This window comes from Mesorhizobium sp. 131-3-5 (genome assembly GCF_016756575.1).
GTDB lineage: Bacteria > Pseudomonadota > Alphaproteobacteria > Rhizobiales > Rhizobiaceae > Mesorhizobium > Mesorhizobium jarvisii.
On record NZ_AP023254.1, the window covers coordinates 3,814,986 to 3,834,345 of the forward strand.

A 19,360-nucleotide genomic window follows, 5' to 3' on the forward strand; every position below is an offset into this window, starting at 1 on the left:
GAGGTCGAAGAGCGCGACGGTCCAGAACCAGCCTCGCGCCTCCCTGTTTCCACTGCCACGTCTCCCAGATTCTGCACCGCGGGGGCGCTCGTAAGTCACGGAATGGATCCTAGGGTCTGCGCAGTCGCTGCGCGCCTGCTTCGCCCTAGGATGACGAAACGAACCTCACTCGCTCCACTTCACCTTGGTCAGGTCGTTGGCGGGGATCGGTGCGCTTTCCCACAACCCTTGCAGCTTGGCGTCCCAGACTCCGACCTTGGGCAGTTCGTAGAGGAAACCGACCACGGCATCGTCGGCCAGGATCTTCTGCGCCTGGGCATACAGTTCCTTGCGTTTGGCCTCGTCGGACGTCAGTTCCAGATCAGCGATCACCTTGTTGAAGGCAGGGTTGGCGTAATTGAAGTAGTAGTCCTTGCGCGAATAGATATCGATGTCATTCGGCTCGGTATGGGACACGATGGTCAGGTCGTAGTCCTTCTTGGTGAACACCTGGTCCAGCCACTGCGCCCACTCGACGGGGATGATCTCGAGGTTGATGCCGACATCGCGGAGCTGCGAGGCGATGATCTCGCCCCCGAGCCGCGCATAGGTCGTCGGCGGCAGCTTCAACGTGGCCTTGAAGCCGTTCTCCAGTCCCGCTTCCTTCAGCAGTTCCTTGGCCTTGGCCACGTCGTGCGGATAGCGGCCGGTGAGGTCGACATAGTATTTGTTGGCCGGCGACATATGCGAGCCGATCGGCAGGCCGAGCCCGGCCGATGCGCCGTCGATGATCGCCTTGCGGTCGAGCGCATAGGAAATCGCCTGCCTGACCTGCAATTTGTCGAAGGGCGGCTTCTTGTTGTTGATCGACAGGATGGTCTCGCCTTCGGTCGCGCCCACCACCACCTTGAAGCGCGGATCATCCTTGACCTGGGAGACGCTGTCGGGATCGAAGAAGGGGAAGGCCTGGATGTCGCCGGAAAGCAGGGCCGGCACTGCCGCCGCGGCATCGGGAACGATGCGGAACTCGACCTTTTCGAGGAAGACAGGGGCGCCCCAGTAGTGATCCGATTTGAGCAGGGTGATCGATGAACCCTTGGCCCAGTTGCCGAACTTGAAGGGGCCGGTGCCAACAGGTTTTTCCTTGTTGGTGTCGGCGGATTTCGGCGACACGATCACCGCGTCGCCCCAGCCCATATTGTAGAGGAACGAGCCTTGCGGGTGGGTCAGCGTCACCTTCACGGTGGCGGGGTCGACCACGTCGACCTTGTCGATGGCGGCAAAGAGCTGCTTTTGCGCGTTGACGGAGTTTTCCGCGCGGGCACGGTCGAGCGAGAACTTCACGTCTTCGGCGCTGAAATCGGCGCCGTCGTGGAATTTCACGCCGCTGTGCAGCTTGAAGGTATAAACCTTGCCGTCATCGGAAATGGTCCAGCTTTCGGCGAGATCCGGCAAGACTTCGCCATTGGGGCCGATCCGGGTCAGGCCCTCGAACACGTTGGCGTAGGTGACCTCCCTGATTGCCGCGGCCGCTCCCGCCGTCGGGTCGAGATGCGGGGGTTCAAGCGGAATGCCAATGACGAGATCGGTTCGGGCGGCAAACGCCGAAGTGGCGGTTGCGACCGCCAGCACGGCAGCGGCCAGAAGGGTCTTCCAAAGTTTCATCGCTGAACTCCCCATGTGCTCAAATGCTCAAGCCCGGGGATAGAAGCGTGATTTCGCGCGGGAGTAAATTGCGTTTCGTGCTGTCGCGCCGCGCCAGGAGAAATGTTTTTGCGCCGCGGGCCGGTCATCCGGTCGTGCCGCGCAGCAGCACGTTGAGGCCGATCGCCATCACCTTGGCCGATTCCATCATGTCCTCTATGCCGACCCACTCGTCCGGCCGGTGGGCGAGATCGAGAATGCCGGGGCCATAGGCGATGCAGTCGTAGATATGGCCGATGCGGGCAATGTGCTTCTGGTCGTAGGTGCCGGGCGAAATGACGTAGTCGGGCTCGCGGTCGAAGATCGCATGAATGCCTTGCGCCACCGCCTGTACCACCGGCGCGTCGCGCTCGGTCATCAGCGGCAGCACTTCCATCAGGTCGCGGATCTCGTAGTCGAACTTTTTGCGCTCGCGCTTCAGCCGCTCGAGAATACCGGTCACTTCGCCTTTGACCGTGGCGAGGTCCTCCTCGAGCAGGAAGCGGCGGTCGATGGTCAGCCGGCAGGAATCGGGCACGTTGGGCGAGGGCAGGCCAGGCCGGAAATCCTCGGTCTGGCCGCCATGGATGGAATTGATGTTCATGGTCGAGCGCCTGGCGCCTTCGGGCACCACCGGCATGCGCGTCATCTTGCGGTCGAGCGCCGGGAACAGTTCGTCCTCGAAAGCCTGCAGCACGGCGCCCATATGGCGCACCGCATTGTCGCCGAGAAACGGCATCGAGCCATGCGCGATCTCGCCCTTGGTCTCGATCTCGGCCCACCAGACGCCGCGATGGCCAAGGCAGATGCGGTCCTTGTTCAGCGGCTCGGGGATGATGACGTGGTCGACCCTGGGTTTGGAGAAATAGCCGAGCCTGGCCAGATGCGCGACACCGCCAAAGCCGCCGGACTCCTCGTCGACCGTGCCGGATACCTCGATGGCGCCGGGAAAGTCGGGATAGACCTCCATGAAGGCTTCGGCGGCGATGATCGACGCGGCCAGGCCGCCCTTCATGTCGCAGGCGCCGCGTCCATAGACCCTGCCGTCCCTGACGACGCCGGCAAAGGGATCGACTGTCCAGCCGTCGCCGGCCTCCACGACGTCGATATGCGAGTTGAAGTGGACGCAGGCGCCGGGTGACCGGCCATCGAAGCGGGCCACGACATTGACGCGTGGGTAGCGATCGGTGTCGCCGGGCGTGCCTTCGGCGCGGATGAATTCGGTTTCAAAACCACGCTTCTTCAGCCGCGTGCCGATAAATTCCGCACATGGCCGGTAGGCTTCGCCGGGCGGATTGATGGTCGGAAACCGGATCAGGTCAGCGGTCAGCGCGACGACATCGTCGCGCCTGTCGTCGATTGCTTGAAGGAGTCGCTTGTTCATCAGGAGAGTTGAGCAACGAACGACGTTGCATTGCAAGCCCGCCGGCAATCAAGCCGGTGCGGCGTGTCGTGGTGGCAACTATCGCGGGAAATCGTTCAAATTCGCTGCTTCGGATTGGCAAATTGATCAAGGAGTGTGTGCTATTCGTTCACCGCCATTAAAAAGGTGAAAAACAACGTGATGGCAAGACGGCAAGGGGCAATCAAAGGGGTTTGATCGCATGAAGAAGTTCTTTCTCGTAGCAGCGGCGATGTTGGCAACCGCGCTGTTTGGTACGCCGTCCGCTAGTTACGCGGCGATGTTGGAAGCAAATATCGACGTGTCGTCACAGACGATGACGGTGCGGTATGGGTCGGAGGTTTATCGCTGGGTCGTATCGACTGCCCGTCCGGGCTATTTCACGCCGCGTGGCACCTATCGGCCGCAGCGGACCGCACGCATGTGGTATTCGCGCAAATACGAGATGTCGCCGATGCCTTATTCGGTGTTCTTCCATGGCGGCTATGCCATCCATGGGACAGGCGCCGTCAGGCAACTCGGCCGTCCGGCCTCGCATGGCTGCGTGCGGCTGCACACGGCCAATGCCGCGACCTTCTATTCCATGGTGCGGGAAGTGGGCTTCGGCAACACGCGCATCGTCGTGACGAACTAACCGCACGCCCAAATCTCGTTGCCGGGCGGAGCCCGGCGCGAGACTTTTTACTGACGGCATCAACAATCGGCCAAGGTTTACCCTGTTCCGAGAAGGACGGCTATTGCCGAGGGATAAGGGGTGTGCTTTCCATGCCAATGTCTGGCTGAGGACAATCGGCAGTATCGGGCGGTTTGAATTATTAGGGGTAGCTTAAATATTGCCGGCTGATCAATCGGTTCGCCGGGAAAGCTGCCATTGCGTGCCGTTTGCTGGAATTGACAGATGCATCCCCAGTCACAGATGGACGATCGTCTTCCCAGCCGGCCCGCCGGGGCGCTCATTCTTGGCGGGGCGCACGGGACGCTGGCGCTGGCCAGAAGCTTCGGCGCTCAAGAAGTGCCTGTCTGGCTGGTGAGCAACGACACGCCGTTGCCCAGCTTTTCGCGATATGCCCAGCGGACAATGACGTGGCCCGGCCCCGACGACGGTGGTGCCGTTGCCTTCCTGCTCGATCTGGCCAAGGTTCATGGGCTGGGCGGTTTTCTGCTGATCGCCGGCGGCGATCCAGAAGTTCGCTTCGTATCGCAGTCGATCGACCAGTTGTCCGCCTCGTTCGACGTTGTGCTGCCGCCTTGGCAGCAATTGAAATGGGTCTGCGAAAAGCCGCTGCTGTATCGCCGGGCGGGCGAACTGGGGCTTGCCGTTCCGCTGACCTATGAGATCAATTCGCTCGATCAGGCAGAGGCAGCCGAACTTCGCTTTCCCGTGATCCTGAAGCCGAACATGGGCGGGCGCAGCCGTTTTGCGCGTGCCAAGGCCGTTCTCGCCAATGACAAAGCAGCGTTTTTGACAGCCTATATCTGGGCTGCCGACGAGATCGGCAGCGAGAACGTCGTCATTCAGGAAATGATACCGGGCGGAGGCGAGGGCCAGTTCTCTTACGCAGCGCTCTGGAACGAGGGCGCGCCGGTGGCGGAATTCACCGCCCGCCGCACGCGGCAATATCCGGTCGATTTCGGCTACACCAGCACCTTCGTGGAGGTAGTCGACGAACCGCAATTGATCGACGCCGCGCGCCGGCTGCTTGGATCGATCGCGCATCACGGACTGGTGGAGGTCGAATTCAAGCGCGATGCGCGCGATGGCTCGATGAAGGTGCTCGACGTCAATCCACGGCCGTGGACATGGTTTGGGCTGGGCGCCGCCGCCGGCGTCGACCTCGGCGCCATGCTTTGGGCGATCAAATCGGGCCAGACGGTAAGGACAGCTTCAGCGCGGCCCGCCACGTCGTGGATGTATCTGGTTCGGGATATTGTGGCGGCCGGCAAGCTGATCTCGAGCGGCCGGTTGGCAAAACGCGCCTATTTCAGCTCATTCACAGAAGTACGGGCATGGGCGACATTCCAGGAGAATGACCCGATGCCGGGCCTGATCGACGTGCCGTTGACTGGCTGGAGAGTGCTGACGCGACGGATGCTTTCTGCAATCTTAACCGGGAAATGTTTAGGACGGCGGCGTGACGGAGTGAGTTCCACGGCTGCAGAACCAGACAGGCGAGACCGCTGACATGACCGTTTTTACGCCCAGGACGGACTGCGAGGTGGCCGTGATCGGTGCCGGCCCATTCGGGCTGGCCGTCGCTTCCGCCCTTAAGGGAGCAGGTGTCGATACGCTCACGCTTGGCGGCGCGATGTCCTTCTGGCGCGACCATATGCCGAGAGGCATGAGGCTGCGCTCGCCCTGGCACGCGACCTATATCGGCCACACCAAAGGTCCGCTCTCGCTCGATTCCTATGCAAAGGTCCTCGGAATCTCGCCCCGCGAACCGCTGCTGCTCGAAAACTTCGTCGACTATGGATTGTGGATCCAGGCCCAGACGGTTCCGGATCTGGACACGCGCAAGGTGGACCGCGTCGAGAAGGCGAACGGCGGATTTCGTCTGGCACTGGCCGATGGCGATGCCTTGAAGGCGCGTCGCGTCGTCGTTGCCACCGGCCTGATGAACCAGCAACTGATCCCCGCTGTCTTCAACGGCATCCCAAAAGAACTGGTCAGCCATGCCAGTGAACATACTGGTTATGAGGCCTTCCGCGGCAAGCGCGTTGCCGTCATCGGACGTGGGCAAAGCGCCTGCGAATCCGCCGTGCTGCTCAAACGCAGCGGCGCTGAGGTCGAACTCATCTGCCATGGCGACATTCATTGGCTGGGCTATCGGGCGCTGTCGGGAAAGCAGAGCTGGAGCTTGCGCGACTTCCTGTCGGAGCGGCTCGCATCGCCATCCAGGGTCGGCCCGTTCCCGATTTCCTGGCTGGTCGAAGTCCCAGGCTTCGTGCACCGGTTCCCGGAGCCAGCCCGGGCAGGGCTCAACAGGCGCAGCCTCGGCGCCGGCGCGACGGGCTGGCTGAAGCCGGACTTCGATGGGATAGAGATCAGGGCCGGCAGCAGGATCATCGGTGCATCCGCCAAGGACAATGGCATCGAACTGCGGTTCGAGAAGGATGCCGCCAGCTTCGATCACGTCCTGCTCGGCACGGGTTACCGGATCGATATTGCCAAGCTCGGTCTGTTCGCGCCCGCCATGCTTGCCGCGATTGCCCGCCGGGACGGGTTGCCACTGCTTTCCGCTGGGTTCGAATCCAGAATCCCAGGCCTGCATTTCGTCGGCGCGAGCGCGGTCGGCAGTTTCGGCCCGCTGATGCGGTTCACCGCCGGCACGCCGTTTGCCGCGCGCACCGTCGCGCGGTTCATTCAGAAAACCAAAGACAGACGTTACACGGCGGCCTGAACCTGGAAGACCGCATAGTCGATGGTGCGGACCGCATCGAGGAAGCTGGGCATGGCCGGCACGGACAATTCCCGGAAATTACCGGTTTCGCGGATGGTGGGCCTTGCCCAGTCGATGGCGCGATGGCTCGAGCTGCCATAGATGATGAAACAATCGCGAGGGTGGCGTTCGAGCGACGACAAGAGATTCTTCAGGACGATATCGAAGACGTCCTTCGAAAAGGGATTGTAGAAATAGACCACCAGGGGCACTTGCGGAAAATCGTAGGCCGCCGCATCCGCCTCAACGACGCTGAGCGCCCGGCATTTCTGCGTCGGGTCGCTTAAGCGCTCGATGTTACTGCGGGCGATCTCCACCAGTTCGCGTGCGAACTCCACGCCGATGATCTCGGCGAACGGATATCGCGAGGCCAGCAGCAGGGTTCGCGACTTTCCGGAGCCGATGTCGATGAACGTATGGTTGTGGAGATCGCGGGGCAGCGACTTCATGATGAAGTCGAAGGTTCTGGGCGATGTGCAGACGGCTTCATTGCCCATGGCGCGGTGCGGGCCGACGATATTGAGGGCGCGGAGCTGGATCGAGCCGGCCGTATCGACGCCGTGCCGGCGATCCCATTTCCGGGCGAGACGGTCGGCGAGCATATGCCTGATGTTGCGCTGTTGCGCTGGACAAAGCCAAGGCTTGTGCCGAGCCCATGCCGGCGGATGAGCCTTATCGGCTCCAGCAGGCCATGCCGACGGAGATGGGACCACGCCCGGCCAAGACGGCCGAAGGAGCGATCCTCGAGGCCATCCCGATCCAGGCGCGGCATTTCGATATTCGTCATGCCACGGGTTCCATCCCAGTCGATGAACATCTCCTGGGGTATGTGCGCCCTGGTCGTTTAAGATTCCCTGACCAGTAACGTTACGAATGTCTGGATCGCAGGCCCAAGAGTGCCGGAAATGGAAGCGGCAAACACTGCAGCGGAAGAGATCAACTGTTCGCGGCCGGGGCCTTTGCCTGCGGCTGCTTTTTACGCCGCGAGTTGCTGATCTCCCACCTTTTGTGGAACCACATCCATTGGCCGGGATCCTCGCGCACCCAGCGCTCGACCACGTCGTTCAGCATCTGGGTGGTGGCGTGGACGTCGACGCTGCCATCGGCGGTGCGCGGCAAGACCAGTCTGTCCTCGATCTCGAGGCGGAAGCGGTTGCCGGGCAATCTGATGCAACGCGCCGGGTAGACGTCGCAGTCATAGTGACGGGCAAGCGTGCCCAGCACACGGTTGCTCTGGCAGGGGCGGCCGAAGAATGTCGTGTCCAGGCCGTTGGAGAATTTCTGGTCGACGAGGACGCCGATATTGCCGCCGTTTTCCAGCACTCCGGCCAATGCGAATGAGGCGCCGGCCATCGACGGCAGCAGCGCCCCCATGGTCGAGCGCCGCGTCGAAAGGATGTAGTCGGCAAGGTAGGGGTTATTCGGCGGACGAAACAGCGCCGTGATGTTCATGCCGAAGGTCGCCGCCGCCACCGGCAGCAGCTCGAAATTGCCGAGATGGCCGGTGAAGACGATGTGCGGCTGCTTCTCCGCGGCGATCTCGACGAAGTGCTCTATTCCCTTGACCTCGACGCGGCCGGGCTTGCTGGCGGCCGGGTCGTAGTCGAACAGGGCGTCGAGGAAGATGTATTCGGCGGCAAGGCGGGCCATGTTGCCCCACATATCGGAGGCGATGGCCTGGATTTCGTCCTCGCTCTTTTCAGGATAGGCCTTGCGCAGATTGTCGATGGCGACCTGGTGGCGTCCGACCCTGGGACCAATGAACCGCGCGACGCGGTCGGCGAAATTCAGCGCGCTGTCGACCGGCAGCAGGCGCAGCACCGAAATGATGATCATCGCCGCGCGGGCAACTAGCCAGTAGTTCAGCTGGCGCAGCTGCCTGCCATAGCGAAATCTGAGATCGCGGCGAAACTTCTTGAGCACCGAAGTCAACGCCTCAGGCGACGCGCAGGATGATCTTGCCGAAAACATCGCGGCCTTCCATGCGCTTCAGCGCTGCGTCGATATCGTCGAAGCCGACTTCGGTGTCGATGACCGGCGCGACCTGTCCCGCCGCCATTTTCTGCATGGCGTTGGCCATGTTCTCCATGCGGCAGCCGAAGGAGCCGAGCAGCTTCAATTGCTGCTGGAAGAGCTGCATCAGGTTGATCTGCGTCGACACGCCCGAGGTCGAGCCGCAGGTCACCAGGCGGCCGCCGCGCTTCAGGCACAGCATCGAGCCGGCAAAAGTGTCGGCGCCGACATGTTCGAAGACGACATCGACGCCCTTCTTCTTGGTCAGCTTGCGCACGACGCCTTCGAAGCGGTCTTCGCGGTAGTTGATGACGTGGTCGGCGCCGAGCGCCTTGGCCTTGTCGATCTTGTCGTTGGAACCGACCGTGGTGATGATGGTGCAGCCCATCCGCTTCGCCAGCTGGATGGCCGCCGAACCAATGCCGGAGCCGCCGGCATGGACGAGGATGGTTTCGCCGGGCTGCAGTCTCGCATTGTCGAACAGCATGTGCTCGACCGTGCCGAAGGTGACGGGGGCCACCGCGGCGCCGATGTCGCTCACGCCGGGCGGGGCGGGGACCAGCAGGCGCGCCGGCAGGTTGATCTTCTCCTGGGCAAAACCGTCGAGATGGAAGCCGTGGACGCCGGAAACATGTTCACAGAGATTGTCGCGGCCTTCGCGGCAGGCGCGGCAAAGGCCGCAGGTGCGCGCGCCGTAGATCGACACCAATTGTCCGGGCAGCAGGCTGGACACGCCGGGACCGACCGCCTCGACCTCGCCGGAGGCTTCGGCGCCGATGACCAACGGCAGCTTGCGCTTGGCGAAGGCCATGCCGCGCCAGCCCCAGACGTCGATATGGTTCAGCGCCACCGCCTTGATGCGCAGCGTGACTTCGCCGAGTGCGGGTGGCGGGGGAGGCGGCAGGTCCACCGTCTCAAGACGGCGGTCCTCGATAAGTTGCAGTGCGCGCATAAGGCCTGTCGGTTCTGTTCGAGCGGAAGTGGCTCGCTTAGACCGGTTCCCGCGCCATGACAAGGCAAGTGTTCTGGCCGCCGAAGCCGAAGGAGTTCGACAGAACGCTGCGAACCTCGGCGTTGCGCTTCTTGTTCGGCACCACGTCGAGCACGATCGCCGGGTCGGGATTGTCGTAGTTGATGGTCGGCGGAATGACGCTTTCGCGCATCGTCATCAGCGAGAACGCCGCCTCGACGGCGCCCGCCGCGGACAGCGTGTGGCCGATCATCGACTTGTTCGACGAGACCGGCATCGAGCCGATGCGCTCGCCGAACACGGTCGACAGCGACAGATGCTCCATCTTGTCGTTTTCCGGCGTCGAGGTGCCATGGGCGTTGACGTAGTCGATCTCGTCCTTGCTCAGGCCCGCATCCGCAAGGGCGGCGCGAACCGCCGCGATTGCCGGCGAACCGTCAGGCTTGGAGCGGGTGCGGTGGAAATCGTCGGCCTTTTCGCCGCAGCCGCGCAGGATGCCAAGAACGGTGGCGCCACGGGCAAGGGCTGCCTCCAGTGATTCCAGCACCAGCGCGCCCGAACCTTCGGCGAGGACAAAACCATCGCGGTCCTTGGAAAACGGTTTTGACGCCTTTTCCGGGATGTCGTTGTGGGTCGACAGCGCCGACAGCAGCGAGAAGCGGATCAGCGCCTCCGCGGTCGCCGAGCCGTCGGCACCGATCGACAGCGCCCGGTCACATTCGCCGCGGCGGATCGCCTCGACGCCGAGCTGGATGGCGGTGGCGCCCGAGGCGCAGGCGGTCGACAGCGTGATCGGCAGACCACGCGTGCCGAACCGGTCGGCGAGCCTGTCGGCGATCGAGCCGAACTGGGTGGTCTCGAAGATGTCGAGTTCCTTCAATCCGCGCGCCACCCGCAGCAGCCTTTCGGCGCCGGCGTCCTGTTTGTCGGAATTGTAGAGCGAGAAGCGTTCGTGCCAGTCGAGCTCGACGGGCGGCGAGGCGAGGAAGAGGGGACCGCCGAAATCACTGGAATCGAGGCCGGATTCGGCCACGGCTTCATGCGCGGCGGTTTCGGCCAGCTCGTAGGTGAGGGGGCTGGCGCCCTTCGCGCTTGAGTCCAGGAAGTCGACCATACCGGAAATGCGGGTGTTGAGGTGGTCGACCGGAAAGCGGGTGATCGGGTGGATGCCCGACTTGCCCGAGGTCAGCGCCGCCCAATTGTCAGCCTTGCCGACGCCAAGCGAAGTCACCACGCCGATGCCGGTGACGGCGACGATGGGTCTGCCCATGTGATCTCTGAAATTGGTCATCGGGAAGCCCTCGAGCGGTTCATCTCTGCAACATGGCTGGCGCCGCCTTACGCCGACTTGACCAGCGCCATGCCCTCGAATTGGTGATAGCCGATCGCCGTTGCAAGGACGCTTGCGGGAATGCCTTCGAACGGCTTCTCGGCTGCGGCGTCAAAGACGGGGTAGGCGGCCTTGCGGTCGACGGCGAGTGCGGCAAGCGCCACGGCGAACGGAAACTGCGCTTCCTTCATGTGTCCGGTCAGCGTCGAGAAGCCGCGTGCGGCAATTGTCCCGTCGGCATCGAGCGCTGTTTTCTCGGCTGATGTTGCCGCATGCGCGCCCGAGGCACCCGAAAGCGCCAGCAGCTTGCCGTTCGGCAGCGCCGCCTGGCTCAGCAAGCCGGCGATTTCGGCGTCGAGTTCTCCACGCGACCGCCTGGCCCGGCCGGAGACGACCGGTCCGAGCTCGGCATAGATTTTGCGCCCACGGCTTTCCGCGTGTTCACGCTGTTCCAGCACCAGGAAGGCGCCGCCGGAGCCGGAGACCACGCCGCCACCCTCGGCACCCTGCCTTTGCCAGACAGGCTTCCAGGGGCCGCGATGCAGATAGCCGGCAAGCTCGTAGCCGAGCAGCATGTCGGAATGTTCGGTCTGGAACGCGCCGCCGACCAGGACATGTGTGGACTGGCCCGAGCGGATGCGGGCAGCGGCCGTCTCGACGGCGGAAACACCTGCGCCTTCCTCGCCCATGAAGGTGCGCGAGGAGCCCGTCACCTTATGGACGATGGAGATGTTGCCGGCGAGCAGGTTGGAAAGCTGCGCCAGGAACAAGGTCGGCCGCAATTCGGTGGTCAGCTTCTCGTTGAGCAACACGTCGCGGTCGTTGCGGCTTTCCGAAGCGGCAAGGATGGCGGCATCGACCGCCTCGTCGCGCTCGCCGCCACCGGCGGCCACCACCATGTCCATGGTCGCGCAGAGCTCGTCATTGCCCTTGATACCGGCGTCATCGAGCGCAAGGCCGGCGGCATAGGTGCCGAGCCGTTGCCATGTCTCCATCTGCCGCTGGTCGCCGCGCTTGGCGATCTGCAGGTTCCAGTCGATCTCCGGCAGCGGATGAACGGTATAGGGCGCGAAGCGCGCGGCTTCGAGCACCGGCTGCAGGCCCGGTTGCGCGAGCTTCTGCCAGTGGGCGTCAGGGCCTTCTCCCAGCGAGGAGACAAGGCCGATACCAGTGATGACGACGTCGCGGGGGCTACTCATGGGCGGCTTTGTGGGTCAGGCGGCAAAGCGCGTCAAGGTTGCGCGCTCAACTGATGTCAGGCGGTCTTGGCGGCGACCAGCGCGTCGATCTTGGCGCACAGGTTCTTCATGACGAAGTAGTCGTCCGTCGAAGCCTTGCCGTCATTGACTTCCTGGGTCCACTTTTCCAACGGCACCTTGATGCCGAATTCCTTGTCGATGGCAAAGACGATGTCGAGGAAATCGAGGCTGTCGATGCCGAGATCGTCGATCGTGTGGCTCTCGGGCGTGATGGTGTCGATATCGATCTCGCTGGTGTCGGCAATGATCTTGGCGACTTTGTCGAACGTGGTGGACAAGGGCTTTTCCTTCTTTGCGGGCGGAATCTGTCCGCATCCTGTTTGGGCGCTGTCTAATCGGTTTTTCCCGGCAGGAAAAGGCCTGATAGTCCGGGCGCAGATGGGAAGCGTGCCCAAGAAACGCAAGAAGGGCCGCCGGTCAACCCGGCGGCCCTTCCCATTACGTCAGGTTAGTCTCGGTTTCGATGCATGTCGTTTTCCCAAAACCGGGAACCACTTTTGGGCGACATGCATCAGCTGTCACGGAGCTTGACCAGGTCGTTCAGCAGCCCGCCCGTTCCGTTGTGGACGGTCAGCCGCTCGACCTTGCCGGCGATGGTTTCCAGAGCCTCGAGCTCCTTCAGTCGCAGCATCACCGGGTTCTCCGCCATCACCCTGGCCGTGTTGAGCAGGGAACGCGTGGCGTTCGTCTCCTCGCGGCGGCGGATGATGTTGGCCTCGGCCTGCTTTTCGGCCGAAACCACCTGGTTGAGGATCTCGCGCATCTCGCCCGGCAGGATCACATCCTTGAGCGCGATATCGCTGACCTCGACGCCGATCTCGGCCATGTCGGCACGGACCTTGGCCGCGGCTTCCTCGTCGACCGTCACCTTCTTTTCAAGGATCTGGTCGAGCGTCAGCGCGCCCAGCGTCTTGCGGAAGGCGTATTGCAGGGCGCGATAAAGGGCTTCGGAGAAGTCCTTCACGGCGCTCACCGCCTTGACCGGGTCGACGACCCGGTATTCGGCGGCGATGTTGACGCGGATCGTCACGCGATCCTTGGTCAGCACTTCCTGCCCGGCGACATCGAGCGACTGGCGCTTGAGGTCGACGACCTTCACCTGCACCATGCGTCCGACGTTCCAGAAGCCATGCGCGCCCGCGGCAAGCGTCCGCACCAGGACACCGTCGACGAACAGCAGCCCCGCCTGGCCATCGACGACCGGATGGACCGACATCAACTCCGCCTTCCGGGCCTGGCCGAGCCGGCGCATGACCGCCGGATCGATGGCGAGATCGGCCGACGCGTCGATCACGGCCACCGTCCACGGCCCGGCATCCGTCCACAGCACCAGCTTGCGGTCCGGCGCCAGCACGGCATGCAGATTGCCGTCACGCTCGATGATGGCGACATCCGTGCGCCCGGTGCGAACGACGGTGAAATGACGCGCGGCCACATCCGGTAGCTTGTCGAACAACGCCTTCTCGTATGCCGAAACGAATTCCGGGTTCTTCAGATCGTGCCTTGACACTTCCAGGCTCCCGCGCCGGTTGGCGAGCCAGTGCTCGCCCGGCATCAGGACGGCCTTGATCTCACCCTTGTGGAGGGTGAGGGCACGTTCGTTTTCCCTTACGAGGACGCGCTCGCGTCCAAGAACCTTGTCGAGAACAGTCATTGTCTTACTCCTGTCGGGCATGGCCCCATGCGAGGCGTCAACTCATGCGTCGATCTTCCCTTCGTTTCTCGTTTCACATCGTCTTCCGGCACGAATGATCCGGGGACCGGTGGCATCGATCCGTGGCGGGCCCTCGGGAGCGGATCGCGGGGCAGCGAAGCGGGCGCCGGAGGCCGAAGCCTCCCTTGCCGGCGACGATGCGCCTTGACCATCACCGCGGACCTGGCCGCGAGCCGATGGCGTCGGACCTTTCGAAACGGCCTTGGCCCGAAGGCTTCGGCCGTCCGTCAGGTCTTCAGCATTCCGGTCCCCGGACCGTTTTCTGGATAACACCACCCAAAGGTGTCGGCTTATCAGGCCGTTGGAGAAGGAATCGAACCTTCGACAGTCAGATTAACAATCTGATGCTCTAACCAAACTGAGCTATCCGTGGTGCAGACAGCAGGATTCGAACCTGCGACCTCCGGATCCAAATCCGGCGCTCTCCCAGACTGAGCTACATCCGCGATCCCAATCCCCAAAGCGGCGCCGTATACAGGGCGGCAATGCCGCCTGCACGGGCGGAGACGAAAGCTCCAACCGTTGTGCTCACTTCGGTTCTCGTGACCGGGAGCGCGGCTATAGAGCCTGCGACGGGTTGTCGCAAGCGGCATTGTCGCGGCCAATTCGTGGCTTCGTTCAGCAGTGGTATTTCGGCAACACTCGCATCCAACGTTGGAGGCGCGGATCGGTTCGTTAGAAGGTGACGCGGCCGAGCACGCGCAGACCGTCGCCTTGCGGCTCGACCACCACGGCTTCGCCTTCGCGCGGGGAAACACCGGTCAGCGCCACGATGTCTTCCAGATGGGTGACCATGACCAGATTGTCGGAGCCGGAATAGGCGCGGATTTCCTTCATGATGGCGGCGATCTGTGCTGCCTTCTGCGCATCGTCGCCCTTCAGGAGATCGAGCGGGGCGAACAGTTCCGGTTCGGCCTCGAAGGCGATACGCGCGGTGTCGAGGCAGCGGCAGTAGCGGCTGGACAGCACGCGTTCGATCGGCGCGGCGCGGGCGGCAAACAAGGCGCCGATCTTGCTCGCCTGCTGCTTGCCGCGCGCCGACAGATTGATCTGGGTGGCGCAGCTGTCGATGTCGAAATTGGCGGGGTCGGAGGTGCCGGTGACCATGGCATGGCGCAGCAGCACGACATGGCCGCCATCGCGCAGCAGCGCCCAGCCGGCATCCGTGGCATGGGCCGCGACGGGAACGACGAACAGCAACAGGGCCAGGGCAAATCGGATCATCGCAGTCCTTCAGGAGCCCGTCATCGGGTTCCGGTCATTCGCATATAGGGATCGGAACCCCGGCACAAAGACAAGCGGGCGTTGCAGACGTCCCAGCCTCACTTTTTGGCGATCTGCTTCTTCACCAGATCGATCTTCTGGTCGGTAAGCGGGATGGGGACGGTGTAGCCGGCTTCGGTAAAGCCCTGCTTGGCATTCTCGAAGAACGCGATAGCCCTGAGATACTCGGCCTTGCCGCCGCCATAGCTGGCGCGGTTCCAGTGGATGTCGCCGAGATTGTTCTGCTCGAAGGCCCACTGCAGGGGCTGGCTTTCCCTGGTGAAGACCTTCAGCGTTGCCGTGAAAGCCGCCTCGGCCTCGTCGAGATATTTTCCGGTCCGTTCGATATTGCCGAGATTGAGCAGGCTCATGCCGATGCCGTTCTGGGCGTTGGCCCAGTCGACGGGTGCGGTCTCGATGGTCAGCACTTCGAGTGCTGCCCGCCGCGCGGCGATCGAATCCCGCAGGATTTTGGGATCGGCATTGCTCATGCTGAGCCAGTGCAGCGTCGAGCCGAGGCCGGCCTGGGCCAGCGCCCATTGCCGCGGGTTTGTCTCGCGCTTATACTCGCGCAACGCATTGCTGTAGGCGTCGACTGCCTCGCTGTAGTGCTCGGGCTTGTCCGTCACGCCGCCAAGCAACTGCAGCGTGTTGCCGAGATTGTAATAGCTCATGGCCCAATCCTGCGGGAATTTCCGCCTGACATAAACCTGCCGCGCCGCCTGGAATGCTGCCACCGACTGTTCGAGCCTGGCCGCGTCGCGGGTCCGCTGGCCAAGCGTCTGGTAGATCGAGCCGAGATTGTTCTGCGCCGACGCCCAGTCCATCGGGAAGCGCTGCCGGGTAAACACCGTCAACGCATCGTCATAGGCCGCGGCGGCCTCTTCGAGCGTGTCGGTGCCCATGTCGAAGCGGGCGACGCCGCTCAGCGCGTTGCCGAGGTTGAGCCGGCTGGTCGCCCAGGAGACCGGGAAGGTCTCACGGGTTCGCACCTTCAGCGCGGCGCGGAAGGCATCGGCCGCCTCGTTGATCTTGGCCTTGTCGTTGAGCTGGATGCCAAGCGTCACCAGCGTGTTGCCGAGATTGTTCTCGACCATCGCCCATTCCACGGGGGCTTTCTCGCGCGTGTACTCTTCAAGCGCCAGCCGGTAGGCGGCTTCGGCGTCCTTCAGATGCTCGCCGGCGGGTTCGCGCTGGGAGAGCGCATAGAGCGCGAGGCCGAGATTGTTCTGCGAAGCGGCCCAGTCGAGCGGCAGCTTGTCGCGAGGGCGCTTTTCCAACGTGGCGCGCATCGCCGCCACTGCCTCATTGAGCCGCTTCGGGTCGCTCTCGCGTTCGCCGATCTTCAAGAGGACATTGGCGAGGTTGTTTTGCGCCGCCGCCCAGTTGGGGTCGTCCTTCTCGCGCTCGAAGACGACGAGCGAATCGCGGAAGATCTGCGCGGCTTCTTCCAAATGCGCGGTCTCGGTCTCGCGCTCGCCGATGGTCTGCAGCACCACCGCCATGTTGTTGCGGGTGATGGCCCAATCCTTGTTCTGCTCGCCATTGGGAATGAAGTTCAGGATAACGTGATAGGCTTCGATCGCGTGCTGCAGTGCATCGAGATCGCCGGTGGCGGAACCGTGGGCGTTGAGTGCCTCGGCTTCCTGATTCTTGTAGTTCCAGCGCAGCTTGTCGTCCCATTTCTCGACCAGCGAGAAGGCCTTGGCATAGTCGTTGGCGGCGGATTTGTAGTCGAAGACCAGCGCTGCGGCGTCGGCGCGCTTGGCATAGATGGCGGCGTCGGCGATGCGCTTCTGCCTGACCAGTTCCTCGGCCTCGTCGACCGCACCGCTGTTCTGCTCGACCCTGCCGACCGCATCGTCGAGGAATTTGCGCGCCGTCACCATCGCTCCCTGGCCGATGGCCTTGTCGGCCGAGGCAACCAGCCGCTTGATCTCGGGATCGTCGGTGCGCAGTGCCGCGCGCTCGGACATCATCTTCTTCAGGCGCTCGGCCTGGGCGTCGAGCACCTTCTGCAGGTCGGTCGGATCCTCGGGGATCTTGTCCGTACCCAGCGCCCTCAGCACGCCATAGAGCGCGTCGAGCGGCACGCCGTCTTGCAGCGAGGCCAGTTCCACCTGCGCCCGCTTCGGGTCGGGCAGGTCGGAGATGGTCAAGAGTAGCTGCCGCCTTTCGCCGGTGATCAGCCCGTCGTCACCGGTCGGCTCCGGCGGCGCGATGCCGAAATAAAGCAGCCGGCGCAGGCTTTCGTTGACCCAGGGGCGCTGCTTGGCCTTGGTGTCGAGATAGACTTCCTCGGTCACCATGCGCATGACGGAGCCGAACTCCGTGCCTTTCATCGCCGCGAGGTGGCGCAGCAGGGCGGCGGCATAGGGACTGTTTTCGCCGACCGCTCCGTCCAGCGCCGGGCGACCCGGTTCGGCGGCAAAGCCGACCACCGTGCCCAGGCTCGCATCCTGCGCCGACGCATTGGCAAGCGCCTTGGCGCCGCGCACCGGTTCCAGCCCGCCAGCGCCGATCGGCTCGGCGGAAGCGGTCGGCGCCCGGCGCACCAAAGCGTCCGCCGGAAACGGATTGGTGCGGCAGGCATCGAGCAGCATGATCGTCACCGGCACGGTCTTTTTCAACTCGTCCATGACGGCGGAAATCGGCACCAGCGCGTTATCGGCATCCTTCAGCGACGAGATGTCGGCATCGACCGGAACCAGATAATTCTCGCCGCCGGCCTCGATGCCGTGGCCGGAGTAATAGATGAGGGCGACGTCGGCTCCCTCGGCATCCTCGACGAAACGTTCGAGGTCGCGCTTCAGCTTGGCGGCATCGCGATCGGTGACGTTGCGGGCGTCGAAGCCGAGGTCGGTCAGCATCTTGGCCATGTCGCGGGCGTCATTGGCCGGGTTGGGCAGGGCGGCGATGTGCAGGTAATTCGACTGGCCGACGATCAGCGCCACGCCCTTGAGGCTTTTCGTCTCGGCCAATGCAAACGCCGTCGCGGCAAGACAAAATAGCGCGGCGACGAAAGCCGTCAGCCACACACGCGCAAGAAGGTTGCGTCCTGAGGTTTCGACAAAGGTCATTTGTCGTTCGTGCCCGCCCTGATACTCCAAACCCTCTATAACGCTGCCAGCCTACCATGATCAAATTCGGGCGCGATTGCGCCGCGCGCGTGGCTCGCCTATCCCTGAAAAATGTCTCTGCTTACAGAAACCGTGCTTTTCGTCTTCAGCCTGGTCGCGCTCGGCTATATCGCCGGGTTGACCGGCTATCTCAGACCGGCGAGCGGCGAGGGGATATCGGATTTCGCGGTCTCGGTGGCGATGCCGCTGCTTCTGTTCCAGACCATGGTGAAGGCCGATTTCCACGGCGTCGCGCCGTGGCCGTTGTGGGGCGCTTATTTCACGGCGGCGGCAATCACCTGGGCCGCCGGCCATCTCGTCACCACCCGGATATTCGGGCGCGACGCGCGCGCCGGTGTCGTCGGCGGCGTGTCGTCGGCCTATTCCAATGTCGTGCTGCTGGGCGCTCCGTTCATCCTTGGCATATTCGGCCCGAGCGGCTTCGAAGTGCTGTCGCTGCTGGTCTCGGTGCACCTGCCGGTCATGATGATGGCCTCGATCGTGCTGTTCGAGATGTTCGGCCGGGGCGGTGGCGAACATGTGCATCCGCAGCGGGTGCTGCGCAGCTTCTTGCGGCGGATGTTCATCAATCCGCTGATCATCGGTATCCTGCTCGGCTTGGCATGGCGGCTGAGCGGCGTGCCGCTGCCCAGCCTCGTCATGCGGCTGGTCGATGCGCTGGCCAACACGGCAGGGCCGGTGGCGCTGTTTGCCATGGGGCTCAGCCTGCGCCGCTTCGGCATCTCCGGCAATGTCCGGCCGGCGCTGGCGCTTTCGGCGCTGAAATTGTTCCTGATGCCGGCGCTGGTTCTCGCCTTCGTCTGGCTGCTCGGCCTGCCGCCCCTGACCGCCAAGGTGGCGGTCGTGGTGGCGGCCCTGCCGTCGGGCATCAACTCCTATCTCATCGCGGTACAGTTCAACACGGGCCAGGCGCTGGCATCGAACCAGATGACCATCGCCACCGCCTCTGCCGCCGTCACCACGGCTTTCTGGCTGACGATTGTCCTGCATGTCTTCGGCTAGACCATGCGCAAATCGAGGCGAGGCGGCAAAGCTTGCTCTCGTCCCGGGCTGGCCCAACCCCTATATGCCATCTTGCGATTGCTTGCGGGCCTTGCCCTAGGTAAAGAGCAGTGGCTCCGGCGTGCCGGCTTCAATTCATGGCGCACGCTCACCGAAGATTTCACA

General features: G+C 63.3%; 15 protein-coding genes and 2 tRNA genes. 4 read left to right on the forward strand and 13 right to left on the reverse strand.

Annotated elements, in window-relative coordinates:
* Window positions 1-165 precede the first annotated feature (165 nt).
* Window positions 166-1,644, reverse strand: coding sequence for an ABC transporter substrate-binding protein (locus JG747_RS18625; RefSeq protein ID WP_027046939.1), 1,479 nt, complete (start codon window positions 1,642-1,644; stop codon window positions 166-168).
* A gap of 124 nt (window positions 1,645-1,768) precedes the next feature.
* Window positions 1,769-3,046, reverse strand: coding sequence for an acetylornithine deacetylase/succinyl-diaminopimelate desuccinylase family protein (locus JG747_RS18630; RefSeq protein WP_064984075.1), 1,278 nt, complete (start codon window positions 3,044-3,046; stop codon window positions 1,769-1,771).
* Window positions 3,047-3,266: 220 nt separating this feature from the next.
* Between JG747_RS18630 and JG747_RS18635 the strand changes: the two genes are divergently transcribed.
* The 3 genes from JG747_RS18635 to JG747_RS18645 all read left to right on the forward strand — a co-directional run bounded on the left by JG747_RS18635 (window position 3,267) and on the right by JG747_RS18645 (window position 6,465).
* A complete protein-coding gene (locus JG747_RS18635) occupies window positions 3,267-3,698 on the forward strand; it encodes a L,D-transpeptidase (RefSeq protein WP_019858653.1) in 432 nt (143 codons plus the stop codon).
* Window positions 3,699-3,980: 282 nt separating this feature from the next.
* Window positions 3,981-5,246 carry a carboxylate--amine ligase gene (locus tag JG747_RS18640; RefSeq protein WP_244748131.1) on the forward strand — a complete coding sequence of 422 codons (1,266 nt, stop codon included), beginning with the start codon at window positions 3,981-3,983 and terminating at the stop codon, window positions 5,244-5,246.
* 1 nt (window position 5,247) lies between these two features.
* The gene (locus tag JG747_RS18645; protein ID WP_202359785.1) at window positions 5,248-6,465 is read left to right on the forward strand and encodes an NAD(P)-binding domain-containing protein; all 1,218 of its coding nucleotides are present in this window, start codon (window positions 5,248-5,250) and stop codon (window positions 6,463-6,465) included.
* Here JG747_RS18645 and JG747_RS18650 read toward each other — a convergent pair.
* From JG747_RS18650 to JG747_RS18700, 11 genes are all read right to left on the reverse strand, one after another.
* Complete coding sequence (locus JG747_RS18650) at window positions 6,450-7,106, reverse strand: class I SAM-dependent methyltransferase (protein WP_244748134.1); 657 nt, start codon at window positions 7,104-7,106, stop codon at window positions 6,450-6,452. The two genes, JG747_RS18645 and JG747_RS18650, sit on opposite strands and share 16 nt — an antisense overlap.
* A gap of 334 nt (window positions 7,107-7,440) precedes the next feature.
* Window positions 7,441-8,427 (reverse strand): lipid A biosynthesis lauroyl acyltransferase, encoded by a 987-nt coding sequence (locus JG747_RS18655; RefSeq protein WP_032921115.1) that lies wholly within the window; start codon window positions 8,425-8,427, stop codon window positions 7,441-7,443.
* Between the two features lie 13 nt (window positions 8,428-8,440).
* Window positions 8,441-9,469, reverse strand: coding sequence for a zinc-binding dehydrogenase (locus JG747_RS18660; RefSeq protein ID WP_038647345.1), 1,029 nt, complete (start codon window positions 9,467-9,469; stop codon window positions 8,441-8,443).
* A gap of 37 nt (window positions 9,470-9,506) precedes the next feature.
* A complete protein-coding gene (locus JG747_RS18665; RefSeq protein ID WP_038647343.1) occupies window positions 9,507-10,778 on the reverse strand; it encodes a beta-ketoacyl-ACP synthase in 1,272 nt (423 codons plus the stop codon).
* A gap of 47 nt (window positions 10,779-10,825) precedes the next feature.
* Window positions 10,826-12,016, reverse strand: coding sequence for a beta-ketoacyl-ACP synthase (locus JG747_RS18670; protein ID WP_038647341.1), 1,191 nt, complete (start codon window positions 12,014-12,016; stop codon window positions 10,826-10,828).
* A 56-nt stretch (window positions 12,017-12,072) separates the two neighbouring features.
* Window positions 12,073-12,354, reverse strand: coding sequence for an acyl carrier protein (locus JG747_RS18675; protein ID WP_010909964.1), 282 nt, complete (start codon window positions 12,352-12,354; stop codon window positions 12,073-12,075).
* Window positions 12,355-12,587: 233 nt separating this feature from the next.
* On the reverse strand, window positions 12,588-13,730 hold the full coding sequence (locus tag JG747_RS18680; RefSeq protein WP_019858643.1) for a slipin family protein: 1,143 nt from the start codon (window positions 13,728-13,730) through the stop codon (window positions 12,588-12,590).
* Window positions 13,731-14,091: 361 nt separating this feature from the next.
* Window positions 14,092-14,159, reverse strand: a tRNA-Asn gene (locus tag JG747_RS18685).
* A 1-nt stretch (window position 14,160) separates the two neighbouring features.
* Window positions 14,161-14,236: transfer RNA gene (locus JG747_RS18690), tRNA-OTHER, on the reverse strand.
* Between the two features lie 229 nt (window positions 14,237-14,465).
* The gene (locus JG747_RS18695) at window positions 14,466-15,014 is read right to left on the reverse strand and encodes a histidine phosphatase family protein (protein ID WP_019858642.1); all 549 of its coding nucleotides are present in this window, start codon (window positions 15,012-15,014) and stop codon (window positions 14,466-14,468) included.
* Between the two features lie 98 nt (window positions 15,015-15,112).
* Window positions 15,113-18,133, reverse strand: coding sequence for a caspase family protein (locus JG747_RS18700; protein ID WP_202359786.1), 3,021 nt, complete (start codon window positions 18,131-18,133; stop codon window positions 15,113-15,115).
* Between the two features lie 111 nt (window positions 18,134-18,244).
* On the opposite strand from JG747_RS18700, the gene JG747_RS18705 reads away from it, so the two are divergent.
* A complete protein-coding gene (locus JG747_RS18705; RefSeq protein ID WP_202359787.1) occupies window positions 18,245-19,195 on the forward strand; it encodes an AEC family transporter in 951 nt (316 codons plus the stop codon).
* Window positions 19,196-19,360: the final 165 nt, after the last annotated feature.